Origin of the sequence: Mycoplasmopsis bovigenitalium, from assembly GCF_900660525.1 — a bacterium.
In the GTDB taxonomy this organism is placed as follows: domain Bacteria; phylum Bacillota_I; class Bacilli_A; order Mycoplasmatales; family Metamycoplasmataceae; genus Mycoplasmopsis; species Mycoplasmopsis bovigenitalium.
Map to the genome: position 1 here is coordinate 733,893 of NZ_LR214970.1, position 21,663 is coordinate 755,555.

General features: G+C 28.7%; 23 protein-coding genes. 11 read left to right on the forward strand and 12 right to left on the reverse strand.

Annotation, left to right across the window (positions count from 1 at the left end):
- Positions 1 to 122: 122 nt before the first annotated feature.
- From fusA to rpsL, 3 genes are read right to left on the reverse strand one after another with little or no spacing between them, the layout of a single operon-like run.
- The gene (gene fusA, locus EXC34_RS03205; protein WP_129687872.1) at positions 123 to 2,213 is read right to left on the reverse strand and encodes an elongation factor G; all 2,091 of its coding nucleotides are present in this window, start codon (positions 2,211 to 2,213) and stop codon (positions 123 to 125) included.
- A gap of 12 nt (positions 2,214 to 2,225) precedes the next feature.
- The gene (gene rpsG, locus EXC34_RS03210; RefSeq protein WP_129687873.1) at positions 2,226 to 2,696 is read right to left on the reverse strand and encodes a 30S ribosomal protein S7; all 471 of its coding nucleotides are present in this window, start codon (positions 2,694 to 2,696) and stop codon (positions 2,226 to 2,228) included.
- Positions 2,697 to 2,720: 24 nt separating this feature from the next.
- Positions 2,721 to 3,140, reverse strand: a complete 420-nt coding sequence (gene rpsL, locus EXC34_RS03215; RefSeq protein ID WP_129687874.1) for a 30S ribosomal protein S12 — start codon at positions 3,138 to 3,140, stop codon at positions 2,721 to 2,723.
- Between the two features lie 423 nt (positions 3,141 to 3,563).
- On the opposite strand from rpsL, the gene EXC34_RS03220 reads away from it, so the two are divergent.
- From EXC34_RS03220 to EXC34_RS03765, 6 genes are all read left to right on the forward strand, one after another.
- The gene (locus EXC34_RS03220) at positions 3,564 to 4,790 is read left to right on the forward strand and encodes a trigger factor-related chaperone (protein ID WP_129687875.1); all 1,227 of its coding nucleotides are present in this window, start codon (positions 3,564 to 3,566) and stop codon (positions 4,788 to 4,790) included.
- Positions 4,791 to 5,090: 300 nt separating this feature from the next.
- Positions 5,091 to 5,663 carry an MAG4530 family protein gene (locus tag EXC34_RS03785; protein ID WP_408634013.1) on the forward strand — a complete coding sequence of 191 codons (573 nt, stop codon included), beginning with the start codon at positions 5,091 to 5,093 and terminating at the stop codon, positions 5,661 to 5,663.
- 109 nt (positions 5,664 to 5,772) lie between these two features.
- Positions 5,773 to 6,480 carry an MAG4530 family protein gene (locus EXC34_RS03230; RefSeq protein WP_408634016.1) on the forward strand — a complete coding sequence of 236 codons (708 nt, stop codon included), beginning with the start codon at positions 5,773 to 5,775 and terminating at the stop codon, positions 6,478 to 6,480.
- Between the two features lie 680 nt (positions 6,481 to 7,160).
- A complete protein-coding gene (locus EXC34_RS03235) occupies positions 7,161 to 8,204 on the forward strand; it encodes an LLM class flavin-dependent oxidoreductase (RefSeq protein ID WP_129687878.1) in 1,044 nt (347 codons plus the stop codon).
- A 90-nt stretch (positions 8,205 to 8,294) separates the two neighbouring features.
- On the forward strand, positions 8,295 to 8,678 hold the full coding sequence (locus tag EXC34_RS03760) for a glycosyltransferase family protein (protein ID WP_318025055.1): 384 nt from the start codon (positions 8,295 to 8,297) through the stop codon (positions 8,676 to 8,678).
- Positions 8,679 to 8,967: 289 nt separating this feature from the next.
- Positions 8,968 to 9,612 carry a glycosyltransferase gene (locus tag EXC34_RS03765; RefSeq protein WP_318025056.1) on the forward strand — a complete coding sequence of 215 codons (645 nt, stop codon included), beginning with the start codon at positions 8,968 to 8,970 and terminating at the stop codon, positions 9,610 to 9,612.
- Positions 9,613 to 9,701: 89 nt separating this feature from the next.
- On the opposite strand, the gene EXC34_RS03245 is transcribed toward EXC34_RS03765, so the two are convergent.
- The 7 genes from EXC34_RS03245 to gmk all read right to left on the reverse strand — a co-directional run bounded on the left by EXC34_RS03245 (position 9,702) and on the right by gmk (position 15,002).
- Positions 9,702 to 9,959 carry a hypothetical protein gene (locus EXC34_RS03245; protein ID WP_129687879.1) on the reverse strand — a complete coding sequence of 86 codons (258 nt, stop codon included), beginning with the start codon at positions 9,957 to 9,959 and terminating at the stop codon, positions 9,702 to 9,704.
- Positions 9,960 to 10,468: 509 nt separating this feature from the next.
- Positions 10,469 to 10,882 (reverse strand): hypothetical protein, encoded by a 414-nt coding sequence (locus tag EXC34_RS03250; protein WP_129687880.1) that lies wholly within the window; start codon positions 10,880 to 10,882, stop codon positions 10,469 to 10,471.
- 296 nt (positions 10,883 to 11,178) lie between these two features.
- Positions 11,179 to 11,829, reverse strand: a complete 651-nt coding sequence (locus EXC34_RS03255; RefSeq protein WP_129687881.1) for a ribulose-phosphate 3-epimerase — start codon at positions 11,827 to 11,829, stop codon at positions 11,179 to 11,181.
- Complete coding sequence (gene rsgA / locus EXC34_RS03260; RefSeq protein WP_129687882.1) at positions 11,822 to 12,658, reverse strand: ribosome small subunit-dependent GTPase A; 837 nt, start codon at positions 12,656 to 12,658, stop codon at positions 11,822 to 11,824. Before rsgA ends, EXC34_RS03255 begins: the two co-directional genes overlap by 8 nt.
- A gap of 7 nt (positions 12,659 to 12,665) precedes the next feature.
- The gene (locus EXC34_RS03265; protein WP_129687883.1) at positions 12,666 to 13,649 is read right to left on the reverse strand and encodes a serine/threonine-protein kinase; all 984 of its coding nucleotides are present in this window, start codon (positions 13,647 to 13,649) and stop codon (positions 12,666 to 12,668) included.
- The gene (locus EXC34_RS03270; protein WP_129687884.1) at positions 13,649 to 14,419 is read right to left on the reverse strand and encodes a PP2C family protein-serine/threonine phosphatase; all 771 of its coding nucleotides are present in this window, start codon (positions 14,417 to 14,419) and stop codon (positions 13,649 to 13,651) included. Before EXC34_RS03270 ends, EXC34_RS03265 begins: the two co-directional genes overlap by 1 nt.
- Positions 14,412 to 15,002 (reverse strand): guanylate kinase, encoded by a 591-nt coding sequence (gmk, locus tag EXC34_RS03275; RefSeq protein WP_129687959.1) that lies wholly within the window; start codon positions 15,000 to 15,002, stop codon positions 14,412 to 14,414. Before gmk ends, EXC34_RS03270 begins: the two co-directional genes overlap by 8 nt.
- Positions 15,003 to 15,231: 229 nt before the next feature.
- Between gmk and secG the strand changes: the two genes are divergently transcribed.
- Genes secG through EXC34_RS03300 form a run of 5 tightly spaced genes read left to right on the forward strand, consistent with a single transcriptional unit; the run spans position 15,232 to position 20,245 of the window.
- Positions 15,232 to 15,471, forward strand: a complete 240-nt coding sequence (gene secG / locus EXC34_RS03280; protein ID WP_129687885.1) for a preprotein translocase subunit SecG — start codon at positions 15,232 to 15,234, stop codon at positions 15,469 to 15,471.
- 3 nt (positions 15,472 to 15,474) lie between these two features.
- A complete protein-coding gene (rnr, locus tag EXC34_RS03285) occupies positions 15,475 to 17,649 on the forward strand; it encodes a ribonuclease R (RefSeq protein WP_129687886.1) in 2,175 nt (724 codons plus the stop codon).
- Positions 17,621 to 18,409, forward strand: coding sequence for a tRNA1(Val) (adenine(37)-N6)-methyltransferase (locus EXC34_RS03290; protein WP_129687887.1), 789 nt, complete (start codon positions 17,621 to 17,623; stop codon positions 18,407 to 18,409). Before rnr ends, EXC34_RS03290 begins: the two co-directional genes overlap by 29 nt.
- Positions 18,410 to 18,417: 8 nt before the next feature.
- Positions 18,418 to 19,956 (forward strand): methionine--tRNA ligase, encoded by a 1,539-nt coding sequence (gene metG / locus EXC34_RS03295; protein WP_129687888.1) that lies wholly within the window; start codon positions 18,418 to 18,420, stop codon positions 19,954 to 19,956.
- Between the two features lie 7 nt (positions 19,957 to 19,963).
- The gene (locus tag EXC34_RS03300) at positions 19,964 to 20,245 is read left to right on the forward strand and encodes an antibiotic biosynthesis monooxygenase (RefSeq protein WP_096386828.1); all 282 of its coding nucleotides are present in this window, start codon (positions 19,964 to 19,966) and stop codon (positions 20,243 to 20,245) included.
- Positions 20,246 to 20,369: 124 nt separating this feature from the next.
- On the opposite strand, the gene EXC34_RS03305 is transcribed toward EXC34_RS03300, so the two are convergent.
- Both EXC34_RS03305 and EXC34_RS03310 read right to left on the reverse strand, forming a co-directional pair.
- Positions 20,370 to 21,035: a chromate transporter gene (locus EXC34_RS03305; protein WP_318025059.1), complete on the reverse strand. Its 666-nt coding sequence runs from the start codon at positions 21,033 to 21,035 to the stop codon at positions 20,370 to 20,372.
- Positions 21,035 to 21,652 (reverse strand): chromate transporter, encoded by a 618-nt coding sequence (locus EXC34_RS03310; protein ID WP_129687890.1) that lies wholly within the window; start codon positions 21,650 to 21,652, stop codon positions 21,035 to 21,037. Before EXC34_RS03310 ends, EXC34_RS03305 begins: the two co-directional genes overlap by 1 nt.
- Positions 21,653 to 21,663: the final 11 nt, after the last annotated feature.

A 21,663-nucleotide genomic window follows, 5' to 3' on the forward strand; every position in this document is an offset into this window, starting at 1 on the left:
TTTTATACGTGTAACAGCCTATTTTAGGTTGTTTTTTATTATTTTGATAAAACTATTCATTAATTCCATTGAATAATTTGGGATTTTTTTTAATAAAAAAATATGCCTGCGCAGGCATATTTTTAGTCTTCATCATTATTTTGGATATTACGTGTTTTAATAACTTGATCAGCAATATTTTTTGGAGTTTTTTCATAGTGGTCAAACTGCATTTGGTAGTTACCACGACCAGCAGTCATACTACGTAAATCAGTTGCATAACCAAACATTTCTTTTAATGGCACGTGTGCTCTAATAATGTGTGCACCATCGTTTCTTGTTTCGTTATTAACGATTTGTCCTCTTCTACGAGTTAAATCACCCATAACATCACCAAAGTAATCTTCAGGAATAACACAAGCTACATCCATGATTGGTTCAAGTAAAACTGTTCCGAGTTGGTCTTTTGCTTTTGTCAATGCTTTAGATGCTGCAATTTTGTAAGCCATTTCTGAAGAGTCAACATCGTGGTATGAACCATCAAATAAGGTAGCTTTAATATCAATCATTGGATATCCAGCTAAAATACCACTTGCCATTTTGTCTTCAAGACCTTTTTGAATAGATTTAATGTATTCTTTTGGAATTTTACCACCAACAATTTTGTCAACGAATTCAAAACCTTTGTCTTTGTTTGGTTCGAATTTGATTCATACGTGACCATATTGACCTTTACCACCAGATTGTTTAATGTGTTTACCTTCAACCTCAGCTTCTTTTGTAATAGTTTCACGGTATGAAACTTGAGGGGCACCAACTTTTGCTTTAACACCATGTTCACGTTTTAAACGGTCAACAATAATGTCTAGGTGTAGCTCACCCATACCAGCAATAATTGTTTGTCCAGTTTCTTCATCAGTGTAGGTTCTAAATGTAGGGTCTTCAGCAGCTAGTTTTTGTAAACCTAACGCTAATTTTTCCATTGCATCTTTTGATTCCGGTTCAAGTGCTTGCGAAATAACTGGTTCTGGGAAAACCATTCTTTCTAGAATAATTTTTGGTGCTTTTTCAGCAACAAGTGTATCACCAGTTGTTGTTCCTTTAAGACCAACTAATGCACCAATATCACCTGCGTAACATTCATCAATTTCTTCACGTGAGTTAGCGTGCATTTTAATAATACGACCAATACGTTCTTTTACATCTTTTGTTGTGTTGTAAACGTATGTACCTTTTTTAAGCACACCTGCATAAGTACGGAAGAATGTTAATGAACCAACAAATGGGTCAGTCATAACTTTGAAAGCTAACGCAACAAAGTCATGGTCGTCAGTTGCTGGAACAGAAACTTCTTGTTCACCTAAATACCCTTTAATTGCAGGGATATCAAGTGGTGAAGGTAGATAATCAACCGCAGCTTGAATCATTTTTTTAACACCTTTGTTTTTGAAACTAGTTCCACAAACACAAGGGAAAAATGTTGAAGTTAGAGTAGCTTTACGAATCATTGATTTTAGTTCTTCTTCTGTTGGTTCAACACCTTCAAGAAGCTTCATCATAAATTCATCATCGTAAGTTGAAACAGCATCAATTAGCATTGCTCTTCTTTCTTTAGCAACTTCTAAGTATTCTGCTGGAATATCAGTAATTTCTGGGTTTTCTTCTGGTTTACCATCGTAAATGTATGCTTTCATTTCTACTAGGTCAATAATACCAGTAAAGTTTGATTCAGCACCAATTGGAACTTGAATAGCAACTGCATTACCATTTAATCTTGATTTAACAGAGTCGACAGACATAAAGAAGTCTGCACCCATTTTATCCATTTTGTTTACATAAACAATTCTTGGAACTTTGTAGTTTGTAGCTTGTCTTCAAACTGTTTCAGTTTGAGGTTCAACACCACTTTGTGCGTCAAGTACTGTAACAGCACCATCTAAAACACGAAGTGAACGCTCAACCTCAACAGTAAAGTCAACGTGACCAGGGGTGTCAATAATATTAATTCTTGTACCTTTTCAGAATGCTGTTGTAGCAGCTGAAGTAATGGTAATTCCACGTTCTTGTTCTTGGGCCATTCAGTCCATTTGTGAAGCACCATCGTGTGTTTCACCTAATTTGTGAATTTTACCTGTGTGAAGAAGGATTCTTTCAGTTGTGGTAGTTTTACCTGCATCAATGTGAGCCATAATACCGATGTTACGGTAATTTTTTAAATCATATTCTCTTGCCATTTTAAATTCCTATTATCATCTAAAGTGAGCAAAAGCACGGTTGGCTTCAGCCATTTTGTGAGTATCCTCACGTTTTTTGATTGCTCCACCTGTTTTGTTTGATGCATCAATAATTTCGTTTGCTAAACGAACGTCCATTGTTTTTTCGTTTCTTAGGCGTGAATATTGTACTAATCATCTTAGTGATAGTGTTTGTTTTCTACGAGCAGAAACTTCTGTAGGAACTTGGTAGTTTGTACCACCAATTCTTCTTGTTCTAATTTCTAGTTGAGGAGTAATGTTTTCAATGGCTGCTTGGAAAACTTCCATTGGGTCTTTGTTTGTTTTTTCTTTTACAATGTTAAAGGCTGAATAAAGAATGTCTTGTGCTAGAGATTTTTTACCATCTAGCATAATTGAGTTAATCAATTTAGTAACTAGAACAGAGTTAAAAATTGGGTCAGCTAGAACTTCTCTAACAGGAGCTTTGTGTTTTCTTGACATAATATTTCTCTCTTTCCTTATTTATTAGTTACTTGATTTCTCTTTTTTAGTTCCGTATAGACTTCTTCCTTGTTTACGGTTGTTTACACCGGCCAAGTCTTGTGTACCTCTAACGATGTGGTATCTAACACCAGGTAGGTCTTTAACTCTACCTCCTCTGATTAGAACAACTGAGTGTTCTTGTAGGTTGTGGCCTTCACCACCGATGTAGGCAGTAACTTCCATACCATTTGATAATTTAACACGAGCATATTTACGCATAGCTGAGTTAGGTTTTTTAGGAGTCATAGTTGCAACACGTGTACAAACACCACGTTTAAAAGGAGCTGATTCTTTACGGCTTGCCTTTGTAAGTGTGTTGTAGCTTGAGTTCAACGCAGGAGCGTTTTGTTTACGAACTTTTTGCACTCTACCACTGCTAACTAATTGGTTTGTTGTTGGCATTTTATTTTCCTTTCTAATGTTTTTTGCAAAATATTGCTTTTAAAATACTTGCTTATTATATAACAACTCACCCGTGTGTTTATAATTTTTTTAAAAAATTTTTTTGACTAATAAACTTATAAAAAAGTCGTTTTAGTAAATAAAGAATAAAAAGTCAAAAAAATTTTTATTGTTTTAAATAAAAATAAATATTAATTTATTAATCGATTGTAAAAAATTACTTAAAAAATGGCTGCTAAAATTAAAAAATAAGCTTTCATAAAATTCTAATTTACTTTATTTTATTTTTATTAAAATCACATAATTAAAGAACTTAGCAAATAAAATTTAGGTTTTTATATAAAGCTTTATTTAACACAAATTACTTATAGAATTAATAAATTAAATATAATATAAATAAATTTATTTGAAAGGTTAGGCAAAATGATTAAATTCACAAGAGAAATATTAACACTAGATATCAGTAGAGAACAATTCAAAAAAGAAAAAAATGATGCTTTAATGTTTGCGATTAAATCAGGACAAGTTATAAAACCTGAAGAATTGAACCAAATGGCAACATCAAAATTAATTAATGAAAAAGTTAGTGAATTTGCTAACCATTTAAGAGAAAATCAAATAAATATCTTGCCAATTGGAAGACCATATGTAAGTATTTTAGAAAACAATGAAAATTTGAAGGCAAATATTCATTTGATTCGCTACGATCTAGAAGAAATCCTAAAATTTGATCTTAAAAGTGTAAAAATTGACTTCAAAGAGAATTTCCCAACAGCTCAATTATTGAATGATGTTTGAGAAGATTTTAGAAAAAAACGTCCTGTTTATAAAGATGTTTTAGACAGAGACATTATTGAGCAAGATATTGTTTTAGTCGATTTAGTTGCAACTAAAGATGGACAAACCATCCATAAACAAGATCACATTAAATTGCAAGCTAAAAAAAGCAAAAATTTTTCAATAAATAATGAGTTAATAGGTCAAAAAATAGGCCATGAATTTAGTTTTAATGATCCTGAAAATGTGTTTTGAACTGTTAAAATAATTTCAGCACAAATAGTCGAAGTTGAAGAATTAACAGAAGCAAATTTTGAACCAATGATTGAAGAAAATATAAACACAATACAAGAACTAAGAAATGAATTTGAGTCTAATATTAAAAAAGAATTTGCCGGCAGAGAACTATTGAGATTTTTTGACGAATATGTATATAAATTAATTGAAGAAAATCAAATTGATGTCGCTCAAGAGGTAATTGATGAAACAATTAATAATTTGGCTCAAAGAGAAATGAATCCTAATGGATTACTAGCAAACATTGATTCACTAAAAAATATAGATATGCAAAACCCTATGCATGTTGAATTTATCCAAAGTGCCACATTTTATGCTAAAAGATCGGTTGTAACTGAATTTGTTTTTAAAGCAATTAAAGAAGCCGTTGAAATAATTCCTACCCAAGAGATATTGGAAAATGAATTGAAATTTATAAACAAAACAATCAATAATCGTTCTGAAAATGAGATTAAATTTACCCCTGATAAGGTCATGGATATTCTAACCAAACATATGTATGTTATTGAATTAGTAAGAATGTTTAATCCTAATTTAGCGCAACAGTTTGAAACTTTATTAAGATTTAAACAGTAAACCCGGACAAAAATACCAACACCTCAGTGTTGACTTTTTGCACTGGTTTAAAGTGCGCATGTTGCACTTGAACTTACTATTTAGTAATGCATCTAGATTTTATCTAGGTGCATTTTACTTTTGGAATTTACAGAATTTTTTGTGTGCGTGAAAACGTATTTTAGGACATTTCCTTTTTCCATGTTTTATAAATAGTATATTTATAAAGTATGATATAAGTATATATAAAAATAAAAATAAGAAATAAGTAAGAAATGAGGCTTTTAATTATATTAGATAAACTTTTTTTGGGGGTAATGGATGATATTAAAAGAAAAATTAGATGCTCTGCAAAGTTCCAAACTAATTAAAAAAACATTAGTGTATCAATATTTGTTCCTAATAATTTCGCTTTTATTCTCTATTTTTATTTTAATGCTAGTTATTTTATTCTGTATTAGTCCTTCTAAATATGTAAGTTTTTTCTTTAGTAATGTTGAAAACAGTAAAAATAAAATTTCTGTATATGAATTCGTAATTATTTCCACTATATTACTTTTTTGAGCCTGTGTTTTTGGAATTGTTAAGTCAATTTCTATAATTATGATAAATACTTATTATAAATTTAATATTTTCCGAGCTTTGAAATGATTTAATGTTTATCTCATTGTTAGGATGAAATATAACATGTTCAAAAAAATCAATTTAATAAACCGTAATGCTATGCAAGATATTGAACTAATTAATTATATAAATAGCAAAAATCTTATATTACATGGTAGCGCTTCTATTAATTTTGCTTACAACGATTATTGAAGATTGTCCAATGATTATGATTTTGCTTCAAAATCATTAGCGCCACAGTATGTTAAACCCAATGAAGTGGAAATTTAAAATTATTATTTAATGATTTTGTTGCCAGCAAATATGAATATAAAAACATTAATGTTGAAATATTATATGGAAAATATATACCAGCTAGATTTCTTAGAAAAAACATAATATTGATATACCTAATATTCATTTAATGATTGGCATGAAAATACACCAACTTTTACATTTATATCTAGCTTCGCAAAATAAAATTGATTCTATTGAGTTATTTAACCAAAAGGCAAAAAATACGTTTATTGACTTATGTTTTTTATTAAATAAAAGTAAATATTGGAATTTTAATAAATTAAAGAATACATTTAATTTCTTATATTTATCTAATTATTTAGTTCAGTTTTTCCTAAATAGACAAGTTTTTGAATTTACTGATAATGATGAAATAAATAAGTTCATTTTGTTTGTAAAAGAAATTAGTTTAATAAATGAATACTATGCTGAAGGCTATCAATTTATAAAATTATTTATTGAATCAGTTGAAAAAGATATTTTCATTAAGCATATTGGCAAAGAAATAAATAGTAATATAAAGAATAGAAGTCAATTTTACAATAGGCTTATTGAAAATTCAAAATCAAGTAATAGAAACGTTCAATCATTTCAATGAACATTTATAACACAAAGCGAAAAAGAGATTTTTTTACATAAGTTTTATGAAAAATTAAATAATGAAAACAAGCGCCTTCTTAATGAAATGATTAGTGATTTTCAAGAAGGCGAACAAGAAAAATCAATTGATATAAGATTGTTGCTTTTATATGAATTAAGTAAAAATATGGAGAAGTATTATGCAAAAGCAAAACAAGATGAATGTAATTAAACTATCAATAATTTGCTCATTATTAACTCTTGTCGCATTGTTTTATTTGATGCCATTTCTTGTTAAAGAATATACAGATTTTGCCTTTTCAATAGTTAATGGTATTCTGTTAATTTTTGTTTTAACATTATCAATTTTATTTTCATTCAGTTTTGCAATCTACCCTTTAATGCATAAATATCGCATTTCATTTATATGCTTTATTATTATTTTATGTTTTTTATGAACCGCTTCTTTCTTAGTGATAGTTCTTTATGGGCATTTTAATAAATTGCCTCTATTAGTATTTACCTTACCATTAAATCTATTTATTATTTTCTGGATTACTTGCATTATATTTATTTCCATAAAAATGATTTTATTTATTAAAAAATGTCTAACCATTTAATGAAAAATATTGCATCTTTTTATTATTAATCAAAGCCTTATATAAATAATTTGTTTTACTGGCTTAATATACCCTTTAAATTTAAAAAAATCAATGCTCTATTCATTCTTAAAGTAAAATGCACCAAGCAATAAATCTTGGTGCATTTTAAATAGTAAGTTCAACAAATGCACTTGAACTTATTATTTAGGATAGCATACGCTATTTTTATTATATAATGCGAATAATTGAACCAATAATATTGAAAAAACTATTGAATAAGTAAAATTTGGATATATATTTAAGGAGTAAAGTGAAAATAGAATTAGGAATTTCAACATTCGGAGAGACAACCATTTTAGAAAAATCAAAAGAAACATTTACTCATCAGCAAAGAATTCAACAAATGATCGAAGAAATCAAACTTGCTGATAAAGTTGGTTTAGATATTTATGCTGTTGGTGAGCACCATAGAGAAGATTTTGCGGTTTCGAGTCCGGAAATGATACTTGCGGCGGGGGCTGCGGTGAGCAAAAATATCAAACTTTCAAGCGCAGTAACTGTTCTTTCGTCAAATGACCCTGTTAGGGTTTATCAAAATTTTGCTCACGTAGATGCTATTTCAAATGGTAGAGCAGAAATAATGGTTGGAAGAGGTTCTTTTACAGAATCATTCCCACTTTTTGGTTATGATTTGAATGATTACGATGAACTTTTCAATGAAAAACTTGAAATGCTAATCGAAATTAAGAAAAATGAGATTTTAAATTGAAAAGGCAAATTTACGCAAAGTATTGACAATAAGGGTATATATCCAAGAGCATTAGATATGCCAATTTGAGTTGCAACTGGCGGAAACATTGAATCTTCTATTGAAACTGCAAAAAAAGGATTGCCAATAGCTTATGCAATTATAGGCGGCAATCCGCTTGCTTTCAAAAAAATAATTGAATTTTACAGAGCCGTTGGTCAACAATTTGGGCATAAAATTGATGATTTAAAGGTTGGTGCTCATTTTTGAGGATATGTAAACGAAAACAAACAAAAAGCACAAGATGATTACTTTTTTCCAACAAAACAATTAGTTGACAATGTTGCTAAAACCAGAAAATCTTGAAAAGAACTAGATAGAGATGCTTACAATAACATGATTTCAGACCAAGGAGCAATGATTGTTGGCGATGTTGAACTAGTGGCGGAAAAAATTATTAAAATAATTGAAGAATTACAATTAAATCGTTTTTTGCTTCACTTGCCAACTGGTTCAATGCCGCACGAGGATATAATGAACGCTATTAAAATATATGGTGAGCAGGTTGCGCCAATAGTTAGAAATCACTTTTTGAATAAGAAATAAACTGATTTGGTAATTTTTAATTCTGTATATATAGCTTATCAATTTAAATAAATAATGTATTATTTATAAAAATCTAAACAGGGGAGATTTATGGATAATCTAGTTTTAATCACTAAAATATTTTTTTGAATAACATTTTCAGTTGGGATTTGCTTCTTTATTTTATACTCATTTGATTGATTAAATTTCTTCAATTCTTTAAGAAAGAAACAAAATTTATCAAATTATTCTCCTAAGAAATTAAGATCTTTTGCGATTGTTATTCCTGCTAGAGATGAAAGTAATGTCGTTAAAGACCTTATTACTTCAATTCAAAGACAAAAATATGATGGTTTAATCGATATTTTTCTTGTTGCAGATAATTGCACAGATAATAGAGCTACATACAATGTTGGCAAACAACTTGGAGTTAATGTTCTTGAAAGATTCAATAATATAAACAGGGGGGAACTTTGCAATTCAACACGCGCTTAGATATATTAGGGATAATAACCTATTAGATAAGTATGATTGCTATTGTTCGTTTGATGCAGATAATTTACTTGATGAAAACTGAGTATCTGAAGTCAACAAAACCTACGATTACTGCCAATGTAGCGTAGTTACCTCATATCGAAATTCAATTAATTTTAAAGATAATTGAATTTCGAGTTCATATGCTATTCAATTTATTAAGGAATCTGACATAAATAATAAATCACGTTCACTTTTCAATGCACCACAATATATAAATGGCACCGGGTTTTCATTCACAAGAGAAATTTTGCAACAAACTAATTTCTGAGATTTTAATAGTTTAAGCCACGACATAGAATTTTCGCAATGATTATTAATCAATAATATAAAAACAAATTACGCAGAAAATGCAATCTTTTATGATGAGCAGCCAATTGTTTATAAAGACTCAATTAAACAAAGAACACGATGATCTGTCGGCTTTAATCAAGTCTTTAAAATGTATGGCAGCAGTGTATTTAGTTCATTATTTAAACCAAAACGCAGTAAATTTTCTGCATATAGCAATTATTTAATGATTTTTCCTGCAATAATAACATTCTTAACTAACATCTTACTTTATCTTATAACATCAGGTTTATATTTAGCTAGCTTTTTGTTAATCGAAAACAATGGTCTAGAGCATGTATATTCTGAATTTAACTTAGCAAATACATTGATATATATTTTATCAACGCCATTAATTATTTTATTCACAATTTGAATCAACTTATTTTTACAAGGGATCTTTGTTGTTGTCAAAAATAAAAAGAGAATAAAAGCAAACAAATGGCAAAAATTTATTTCGATATTAGCTTACCCAACTTTTATGCTAACTTATATACCAATTTCACTAAAAGCATTATTCATTAAAAAAATTTCAACAAAGCCTATCCAAAGAAAAGCGCGATAGTAGCAAATTGTGCAAAATAAACCAGGAATGCCTGGCTTATTTTTACATATTTCAATATAAATTCAATTGAATTGGTTATTTTGAATAAACTAAGAAGTAAACACAATAATATCTTCATTAGAGTTAGTTTGCTTATTGTGTTGCTCAAGTAATTTTCCTATGTTTATAATATTAAAACCATCAATTGCATGAAGTAGTCTTGCATCTGTTGCATAAACATAAAATCATTTTTTGTGATTTGGATACATATTAGTAATGCCGTAACCTAAATTAAACGAAAATTTTTTTGTTGTAGCATTTTCAACCCTATTATTTGCCAACATTTCAATGAATTTATCATATGTCATTGGTTTAATGTTTTTAACAATTTTTAATTCATAACCGATCCTATTCCTAAAACCAAATTGAGATTTATTAACATATAATTGATATTCAGTAAATTCATTAAATACATCGGTTATTTCTAAATTAAGTTGCTTATACTCGGTTCCATCGCCAATGTGAATATTTTTAACTTTATAAGGTTATCTACTTTCCTTAAATGATTGTTCAACAAATTTTGGTGTCTGTATTTGTTTAGGATCGTTTTTAGGTTTATTTGGAATTTTTCAAGTGCCAAAAGGTCTTAAATATTCGATTAATAGTTCTGAGTATGACTTAGCAAAATAGTTATTAATATGTTTAAGGTACCTATGAAAATGATCAGTTGGTGGAAAATATTCACCTGTAATATTTTTTTGGTTATAAGGGTGTTCTTTTCGTCAATAATAAGGTGAATAATATAGCTTTGCTTTTTCATGAACACTAACCGCTTTTATCGGGTTAGTTATTTGGCCGTGGTTTTTGCTATTTGCAGTTATCCTAAAAAGATTGTTTTTTGTGATTTAAAATAATTCTCAGGATAATATGAATTATGTTGGTCATAGTACATATCTCCGAAAAAATGCAAATCAATACGCGGGTTATTGATTGTATACAAAAATGATAAGTAATCTAAATCTACTTTAGAAGTGTTTTTAACAGTATTAATAAAATAATCTCGAACATAGTTTTCCACTGATAAATTAATGTTATTAAACAACAAATTTTGGATTAATAATTGCGTGAAATCGGGATGTTTTGCAGAATTAAATTCAATATTAAATTGTTCTTTTAAAGCATTCTCAAGAAATGTATTTTTTGTATACTGATTGGTTTTATTTTGTGTACAGCTAAGAGGTAATAGTGGTAATAAAATTGTGGGGAAAATAAATTTTGCAACTGGCTTCACTTAAAACTCCATATTATTAATATCTATATTTTAATTTTTGCATAAATAACAAACATAATTTAAAAATGATGTTTATCAAACCAATAAAAATACTTTATCACAAAATATTCCACTTTTTTATCGTAAATTTTTTAGTGTAATTAAAGCTTTAGAAATATTTAGTAATTGAATTTATCCAAAAAATGATTTTTTTAATTTTCGCTATGATAATCTATATTGTAAATTAAAAAAACTAGGAATAAATACCTAGTTAATTTTTACTAATTTCAATATAAATTCAATTGAATTGGTTATTTTTAACCTAGAATCGAATCAATTCTTGCTTTTGTTGGTTCTTTAATTAAAAATGTACCAGCAACGCACGCATCCGCACCCGCTTTAAAGCATTGAGGCCCAGTTGTTTCATTTATACCGCCATCAACTTGAATTAAATATGTATATTGTTTATTTGTTCTTAAGTCTTTTAAAAGTTTTATTTTGTCTAAAGCATTAGGCAAGAATTTTTGCCCGCCCGCTCCAGGTTCAACAGACATAACAAGAACTAAAGCTAAATATGGTAAGAATTTTTCAATTTCTTTAACCTCGGTATTCGGTTTAATTGCTAAACCTATTTTATAATCATGGTGTTTTAATTTAAGAAAATCCAATAGTTCTTTTTTATTAATAGCTTCAAAATGAATTGTAATAACATCAACAACATCTTTGTAATCTTCTATATAAGTTAGTGGATTTTCAACCATTAAGTGAGCATCCATAAAGTGTTTTGTTGTCGATTGCTTTATTTGTTTTATTTCTTCAAGTTCGATGGCTAAATTTGGTACAAATTTACCATCCATAACATCGTAATGAATTCATTTAATCCCTTCATTAATCAATGTTTGTGCCATTTGTGCTCTTTTCCCATACTCAACATTTAATAAAGAAGGAGTAACATTTTTTCTATTCATTTTTTGCCTCTTTCATCATTTTTAAATAATTTTTGTATCTAAATTCAGGAATAGTTCCGTCTTTAAGATGCAATTTTACATTACACCAAGATTCGGGCTCATCAACATGTAAACATGACTTAAATTTACACATTTTTGACAATTCTTTAAACTGTTTGAATGAATTTGCAAGCTTAATTGGTTCTAAATTTATGTCAAGTGAGCTAAAACCTGGAGTATCAATTAATTCTCCACCTAATGTTTCAATAATTTGAACTATTCGTGTTGTATGTTTACCACGGTTTGCAAATTTTGAAATCTCTTGAGTTTCAAAATTTGTGCCAGCAACAGCATTTATAAATGTTGTTTTGCCAACACCACTTTGCCCCATTAAAGATATAACTTTTCCCTCAAAAATACAACGCAAATCTTGTTTTAAATTCCCGTTTTTATAATCAATTTCATAAACAGGATAGCCCATTGATTTATAAATATCTTTTCAATTCGAAAGTGCTAGGTCAATTTTGGTTATAAATAATAACGGTTCTATATCATGTGATTCAACAAATGCTAGATATTTATCAACCAAGTAAGGTTGAAAATCTGGTTCAACAACGGACATAACTACAATAATTGTGTCAATATTAGCAACTTTAGGTCTAATAAAAGAATTTTTTCGCTCGTATATTTCGCTAATAAATTTTTGTGGTTCAAATTCAACAATATCTCCCACAATTGGTGTTATATTTTTGTGTCTAAAAATTCCAGCAGCGGGCAAAAAATGCATATTGCCTTGCGAATCTTTAATATGGTATTTACCGCCAGTTAAAGAATAAATTTTTCCTCTCACATTACTCCTAAATCAATGCAACTAGTAAAATTACACCAATAATCAACAATAATAATAAAAATATTAAACAAGAATATAAGAATGTTTTTGAATTTATAACATCTTGAATATTTTTCTTAGCCGTTGCTTTTTTTGCATTATATGGCTTTTCATAATAACGCTCAGGCGAACCTGATGTTTTGATGTCTTCTCTAAATTCTCACATTGATTGGTGTCTGTATTCTGGTTTTTTATTGGTTGCTTTATAAATAACATTGGCTAGTGCTTGCAAATCAATGTATCTCATGATATCAGGCATTTGAGCAAATTTTTGTTTGCGAATTGTTTCCTCAGGATTTGCACCCTTAAAAGGATATTGCCCAGTTAGCATCTCATAAACCATTATTCCAAGTGCATAAATATCAGATTGGATTGTGGGCGTATTACCTGATTCGCACAATTCGGGCGCTAAATAGTATAAAGAACCTATTATTTTGGCATCTTGGGTTAGTCTTTGTGAGTCGTCTCCCAAGGATAAGCCAAAGTCAATTAATTTTATGTTTCTATCTTTTGTAACAATAATGTTGCTACTTTTAACATCTCTATGAATAATTTTACTATTGTGTAATTCACCCAAACCTTCTGCAATTTGCATTGCATATTTTATAGCCGTTCTTGGTATTAATTTCCCGTTTTTAGCAATATGTTGAGTTAAATTATCGCCTTCAACATATTCCATGACTAAAAATTGCTCTTCGTCGTCTGTATATGCATCAATAAATTTAGCCACCATATTTGAATTAATTTTCTTGTAAATTTCAATCTCTTGTTTGAATCTTTTTATTGTATTTTCTTTGTCGCTATTTTCTTTTATTTGAAAATATTTCAACGCAAATATTTCATGAGGCGGGTTTATTTCTTGGACTTTAAAAACTACACTAAACCCACCATTTCCTAAGGTGCTTAAAATTTTGTATTTTTCATATACTTTACTTGTGCTTGCTGGTAACATTATTTACTCCATTTTGGTGAATTTATTATTGAATAGGCAACAGAGGCATTATCTGTTGAGCGATTTTCTAGGGCTAATTTAACAAGTTCTTCTGCAGTTTTTTGCGCATTTTTTTCTCTTTTTAGGGTTAATTCAATTGAAGGTTTATCAACAAAGCCATGAACTCCGTCACTAGTGCATAAAACACTATAAATTTTGTCAATATCATTACTGATATCAAAAACTTCAATTTTTGTTTTCTTTTGAGGGCCTAGTGCAGAAGTTAAAGCTGTATTATGCTTTATTTTTTTTGCCTTAGCTTCAGGCATTCCCTCTTCTCTTATCAATCGATTTAGCAAGTTATGGTCAATACTTATTTGAACTAAATCACCATTTACTGTCAAAATATAAGTACGTGAATCACCAATATTAAAAACATAAAAGAATTTTTTCTCTGTGTCAAATATTGCAGCAGCGACAGTTGTTCCCATATCAAGTTGTGCTTCATCGTGCTCACCTAATTTTTTCATTTCGGCACGCGCTTTATCAATATTTTGCTTAAACCAATTAGCATATTCCTCAATTGAATCATTTTTCAACGGAATTTGCGAATTGAATGCATTTTTCAATGTATTCACTGTTATTGAAGAAGCATAAGAACCACCATAATGCCCACCCATACCATCGCAAATTATAAGCATTGATGTTGTATTTTTATTTAATGCAGCTGCACGATCTTCATTTTCCATTCGAACATTGCCAACTACACTTAATTCCGCAAGATTATTCATATAACTCTTTCATTAATAATTCAGTAATTTCAGTTGCCGCACGATGAGGTTCATCATTAATAACTTTATATTTAAAAATATCTTGCTCTGCAAGTTCTTCATTAGCTTTAATCATTCGCTTAGTGATTGACTCTTCGGTTTCAGTGTTTCTGCCAATAATTCTTTGTTCTAGTTCCTCGAATGTTGGCGGCAGAATAAACACTGTAATTATGTTGTATTTCTTTGAAATTGAGCTATTTTCAAGAATTTTTTTCGCACCTTTTGTTTCAATTTCTAAAAATGGCACATAACCCTCATTGTGAATACGATCAATTTCAGTGAATAATGTTCCATAGTAATTATCAAAATGGAAATTGTATTCAATAAGTTCATTATTATTAATTTTTGAAGTAAATTCCTCTTTTGAAATGAAAAAATAATGCTGACCATTTACTTCGCCAGAACGTGGTTGTCTTGTAGTTGCTGATATTGAGAGCTTAAGTTTTAAAAGTTCATTTTTGAATAGTATTTGTTCAATAGTCCCTTTCCCTACTCCACTAGGTCCAACAAAAATAATAATAGCATTTTTAGCATTCTTTTTCATATTCATAGTTGTTATATTATAAATTAAAGTAAATATTTATATAATTAATTTTAATATTAATATAATCAAAAAAAATTACATTTTTTATGTAGATTATTTTATTTTATTTTTTGACTTTTTCTTTTGATTTTTAAATTCAAAAAGTAAAAAAATAAAGAGTGAAAATATTATTTAGTATAGAAATTATTTATCTAATATATAATATAGAATATTAATATTAAGGAGTAGCATGCTAACACTAATTGTTTCTATAATAATCCTTGTGGTCGCAGTAATAATTATTATTGTGTCATTAATAATGTCTCCTGATTCAAATGGTTTTTCGGGAGCACTTGTAGGGTCAAGTGACTTACAACTTTTTAAAACTTCAAAGGAAAGGGGCACAAAAAAATTCTTAAAACGAGCAATGTTATCTCTTGGTGTGGGATTGATAATTCTTGCTCTTTTACTGAAAATATTTGTTAAATAATATATGACACTAATTGAAAAAATTCACGACTATGTTAAAGCCAAACCAAATTGTAATTTTTTGTCAATAGCAAAAGGATTACAAATACCTTTCAATAAAAATCATGAATTAACTTCATCAATTAATAAAATGTTAGATGAAAACTTACTTGTCAAAACTAGAGATCAAACATTTGTTGCAGTCGTTTTTGAATGCGAAATTGAGGGGCAAATTCGCTTTGCACAAGATGGCAAATTCGGATTTATAAACATTCAAACAGAGGATGAAGAAGAAAAAATATCATATTTTGTTCCTTCAAATAATTTTAATAATTCACTTTCTGGAGATATTGTCAAAGCTGCAGTTTATAAACAATTAGATGGTTCTGAAAAGACATTTGCCTCAGTTTTGGCAGTTACAGAAAGAAATGCTACTAAAATTTCAGGTGTTTTAGAGTTGCATAACTCATATTTATCATTTAAACCCCTTAAAAAAGAATTTGCTGGACATAAATTTATTATTAATGAATTCAAACAAGACGCAAGAATTAATGATGTAGTAATAGCCAAAATAAAATCAATAAAAGACAAAATTATTGAAATTGATATTATTGAAAAAGTGTCAAATGTTGAAGATCCACTTTGTTATGTTAAAACATTACTTTCTGAACGTGAATTACCAAAAGGCTTTGAAAAAAATGTTTTAGATGAAGCAAATAAAATTCCTGACAAAGTCCAAACTAAAGATTTAAAAAATAGAGTAGATTTTAGAAATGATTTAGTTGTTACCATCGATGGTGAATATACCAAGGATTTTGATGATGCAATTAACGTCAAAAAAATAGACAATAAATTTTATGAACTTGCTGTTCACATTGCAGATGTTAGTTACTACGTTCAAGAAAATAGTGAAATTGATAAAGAGGCTTTAAAAAGAGGGACTTCAACATACCTAGCAAACCAAGTTATCCCAATGCTACCCGAAAAACTTTCAAATGGAATATGTTCTCTAAACCCAAATGAAGATCGATTAACAATGAGTATAATTATAAAAATTGATAATTACGGACAAACTGTTGATGCAAAATTAGTTCCTGGAATTATCAATTCAAAATACCGCTTAACTTATAACAGAGTTAACGAATTCATTCAAAATAATAAGAAATTCGACAATAATGAATTAAATAAAATGCTTTCTTTATGTTACGAATTAACTCAAAAATTACGTAAAGTAAAAAATGAAGAAGGCTATATTGATTTTGAAATTGAAGAACCAAAAATAATATTTGACAAAGACAATAATATCGTTGATGTTGTCTGTGATAAATCTGGTGAAAGTGAAAAAATGATCGAAGATTTCATGGTCAGAGCCAATGAAGAAACAGCTAAAATTTTATCAAAACACAAAATACCAATTTTGTATCGTGTTCATGAATCACCTAGTGAAGAGAAATTAAATTATTTTAAAAATGTAATGAATGTTTTAAATATAAAAGTTGACATAGATTCAAACAATATTTCGCCAAAATCATTTCAAAATACAATTGAAAAAATAAAACAACAACGTTTTGATAGCTTTCTACAAATAATGTTTTTAAGAGCAATGTCGAAAGCAATTTATGACCCAAACAATATTGGTCACTTTGGTTTAGCCTCGGAATTTTATTGCCATTTTACAAGCCCTATACGTAGATATCCTGACTTAATGGTACACAGAGCAATAAGAGACGTTTTATTCAATAATGATCGCACAAAGATTGAACATTTAAATAAAATTCTTCCTGTTATTGCTAAACAAAATAGCGACTCAGAAACAAGTGCTATGCAGGTGGAACGAGACACAAATGATTTGCTTTACGCATCATATTTTAGAGATAAAATTGGCCAAAGTTTCAATTGTCAAATAGTTAGTGTTGTTAAATTTGGTGTTTTTGTTGAATTTGACAACAAAACCAATGCCCTAGTTCATGTTTCAACAATGAGTGATGACAATTATCAAGCCAACTTTGAGTTAACTGAATTAGTTGGTGAAAAAACCAAAAATAAATATCGTTTAGGCGATAAAGTATCAGTTGTAATCACTAAGACTGACCCAATAAATGGTAAAGTTGATGCATGTTTCGTTAAAAACTACGCTGATTATTATTCAAATATTAAAAAGAGATTTAATAATGACAAAAAAGGCAGATTTTTCAAATAGAAATATTGTTAAAAATTCTTTAGGATTTGATTCAAATTTATATATTTATCAAGACAAAGATATGTTTAACTATTCTGTTGACACTATTTTGCTTGGCAATTTTGTGTTTTTAAATAAAAAAATTACACACATATTAGAAATTGGCACTAATAATGGGGCGTTGTCTATATTCATTGCTGACAGAAACCCGAAAATTAACATAGATGCAATAGAAATTCAACAAAAAGCAGCAACACTAGCACGGCATAATGTTGAAATAAATAGTAAAGAAAAACAGATAAATGTAATTTGCGAGGATTTCAATAATTTTTATGTAAATCACGCTAAGCAATCTTTAAAAAAATATCAAAGTATTGTTGTTAATCCCCCTTTTTACACGGTTGAAAGTACAAAAATTGGTAAAAAAATTACCGAGGAAATGAAGATTGCAACTTTTGAAGTTACCCTAAATTTAGAGCAAATATTTATTGGTTGTTCTAAAATCATTGAACAAAAGGGTTATTTGACAATGGTTGTGCCAGTTGAGCGAATGGTTGATTGTTTTGAATACTCACGTAAATACAATTTTGAGCCAAAAAGAATTCAATTTATAATACCAAGAGTAAATGACAAGCCTAAACTTGTCTTAATTGAATATAGATATCAAGCAGGTTGAGGAGTTCACTTTTTACCAAATCTATATTTACACTCTCTTGAAGATAAAAATAATCACGATTATTTGCCAGAAATTAAAGAATTATATAAGCCAATAAAAGTTTAGGAGTAATTATGAAAAAAACTTTTTATATAACAACACCTATTTATTATGCATCCGGGCCTTTGCACATTGGCCACTTATATTCAACAATTATGGCAAGAACCATAGCTAACTATAAAGAAATTATGGGTTACGATGTTAAATTTTTGACCGGTTCAGATGAACATGGTCAAAAAATTGAAAACAAAGCAAAAAAAATAAATAAAAATCCAAAAGAATTTGTTGATTCTCTTGTTGAAGAATATATTGCAACATGAAAAAAATGATTTATTAAAGTTGATTATTTTTCAAGAACCACTTCAAAAAATCATGAAAAAGCAGTTAAAAACATTTTTAGTTGATTTCTTGAAAAGGGCTTCATTTATAAAGGCCAATACGAAGGATTATATTCAGTTGAAGATGAAGAATTCTTAACAAAATCGCAAGCAAATTTAGTTGATGGCGAATATTTTCACCCTACATCAGGACACAAATTGGTTTCAATGGCTGAAGAAAGTTATTTCTTTGAAATTTCAGCATTTGAAAAATGGTGAATTGAATATGTAAAAAATAATCCTGAATTTTTATTACCAGACAAAACTTTATTTGAAATCAAAAATAATTTTGTGAATATAGGTCTTGAAGACCTATCAGTTACACGAACCAATGTTAATTGAGCTATTCCAATTAACGAGGATACTAAACATACTTTATATGTATGGTTAGACGCTTTATTTAATTACGTTACTGCCTTAGGTTTCGATGTTGAAAATCAAGGTGAAGATTTTAAAAAATATTGAGAGAATGGCGATGAAATAGTACACGTTTTAGGTAAAGAAATAACAAGATTCCACTTTATTTATTGACCTATATTTTTAAAAGCAATCAATATAAAACAGCCTACACACATATTAAGCCATGGATTATTAAGAGATAAAGATGGTAGAAAAATGTCTAAATCTTTAGGAAATGCAATTGATCCGGAATATTTATATGAAAATTATCACCATGAAATGATTAAATATTATTTTGCAAGTCAAATTATTTTTGGCGAAGATGGCAATTTTAGTGAAGAAAAATTGCGCGAAACAATAAATTCTGACCTTGTAAATAACTTTGGAAACTTAATATCAAGAACACTAAAGATGATTTCAAATTCATTTACAAATGGGGTGAAATATGTTGTGTCAAATGATAATTTACATCAAGAAATAGAAAATGCAATTTTGACCTTTATCAATGAATTTACAATTCAAATGGATAAATTCAAAATTGATAAAGGTATAAGAAAAATAATGGACTTATGTTCAAGATTAAATAAATATATTGATGAAACTATGCCTTGAAAATTAACGGAAAATAAAGAAGAATTGAATTTAATCTTGAATAGATTATTAAATGGTATTTATGCAGCTGCTTGAGCTTTGCAAGTTTCAATGCCAGAAAAAATAAAAGAAGTTGCTAAAGCACTAAATATCGATGGGTTTAAACTTGACAAAATAAATGATTTTAGTAAATTTGACAATGTAATTCCAACTGAAAAATTCGCATTTTTTGCAAGACTTAAATAGGAGAAATATGATTTACTTAGTTTTAAAAGAATTAAAAATCAAAAAAGAAAACAAAGAAGAGTTTTCTAAATATATTGAAGATTGAATTTACAGAAATAAACAACAAGAGTTGAATTTATCAATTGATGGTTACTGAATAGCAAATAAATTTTTCATTTTTGAACGTTGAAGTTCAGAAGAAAGTTTTAATAAGTTCACTAGATTGGATGAATACATTAATTTTATCAAAAAGGTTGAATCTTATTCACTTGAACCCCTTAAAATCAAAAAAGTAAAAACTGTTAACTAATTAGTTAACTTTTTATTTACCCTTAAATTTAACTGAATGTAAATTTACCTAATCAATAGTAAAATGAATTAATAAGTGAAATTTTTGGCCCAAATTTTGTACAAAAAAAATGCACAAATGTACATTATTTTAACCAAGGTTGAAATATTACTAAGGCAACCAAAACATTTGCAAGAATAAGGCCCAACATTGGCATTTTTTTATTGTATAAATATAAACTAATTGCAATACCACTTGGAACATAACATCATAATGCATACAATCTTCAACATGAAAAGAATATAGATTTATGCGAAGAGTTTGTTGTAGAAATATATTCCTGAGCAGATTTATTAAACACTAAATTTGGAGCAATAAGTCCAATAAATAGTTGAATTACTAAAGCAAAAATAATTGCTGTAACAACTGGGTTCATTATTCTAATTAAATTTTTGAAATATTTAGCATCATGAAACTTATCTGAATATTTTAGAGCTAACTTCATCATCAAAATAGCAGGAAGCACAAATGCTAAATATGTTATAAACATTGCTATGAATCCTCATCATTGACCCTCAGCAACCATATAACCAGTAATTGTCGCGAACTTTGGACTCAAAATTCCGGGCGTTGAATTAGAAATAGCAAAAACATTATTGATTAATTCTTCTGGTATTTTAATACCAAATCATGAGCCAAGGGATGTTCATAATCAATTAAAAATTGGCATGAATATTTGGCCACCACCAAAAACAGAAAGAGAAACAAATGCAATCAATGGGATGCAAACTAATAAAGCTACAAAATGCATTATTTTTCCTCCTCTTTTTCAATTGGAGTTGCTTTTAATTTTCTTTCTTGTTTACGTTTTACAAGAAATATTATTGAATAAATCGCAATTATTAAAAACATTATTGCAACTGGTATGTTGTAGGGAGTTGGTACAAATACTGAAAAAGCAAGGGTTATCAAGAATAATATTATTCACAAACTAACTTTTGTTTCTTTTATTCCTTTTTTAAAGTAGTTTCAAGCAAAGCCAATCAAACTTCCTGTAATAGCAACTAAAACTCCAGTTTGAATAACAATTAAGTAATCACGCGGTACTAAGTTTGCTACGAAAATCAATGAAATTGTCAATGCAACGTGTGGCATTGAAGCAAAAACAACAGCTAAAATACCTTTAAAAGTCCCCAATGCCCTTATCGCAATATATGTCAGCGATTGAATGGCAATAGGTCCTGGCAACATATTTGTAACAACTACATTTCGGTCAAATTCATCATTATCTAATCACTGATATTTGTCAACTACATAACGTTTGATAACTGGCATCATAGCATTTCCACCACCAAAACCAATAAAAGTTACCATTATGATAAGCAGACAAACATTTCAGAATGTTGGTTTTTTTGTATAGTTATTCATATTCTCCTTTT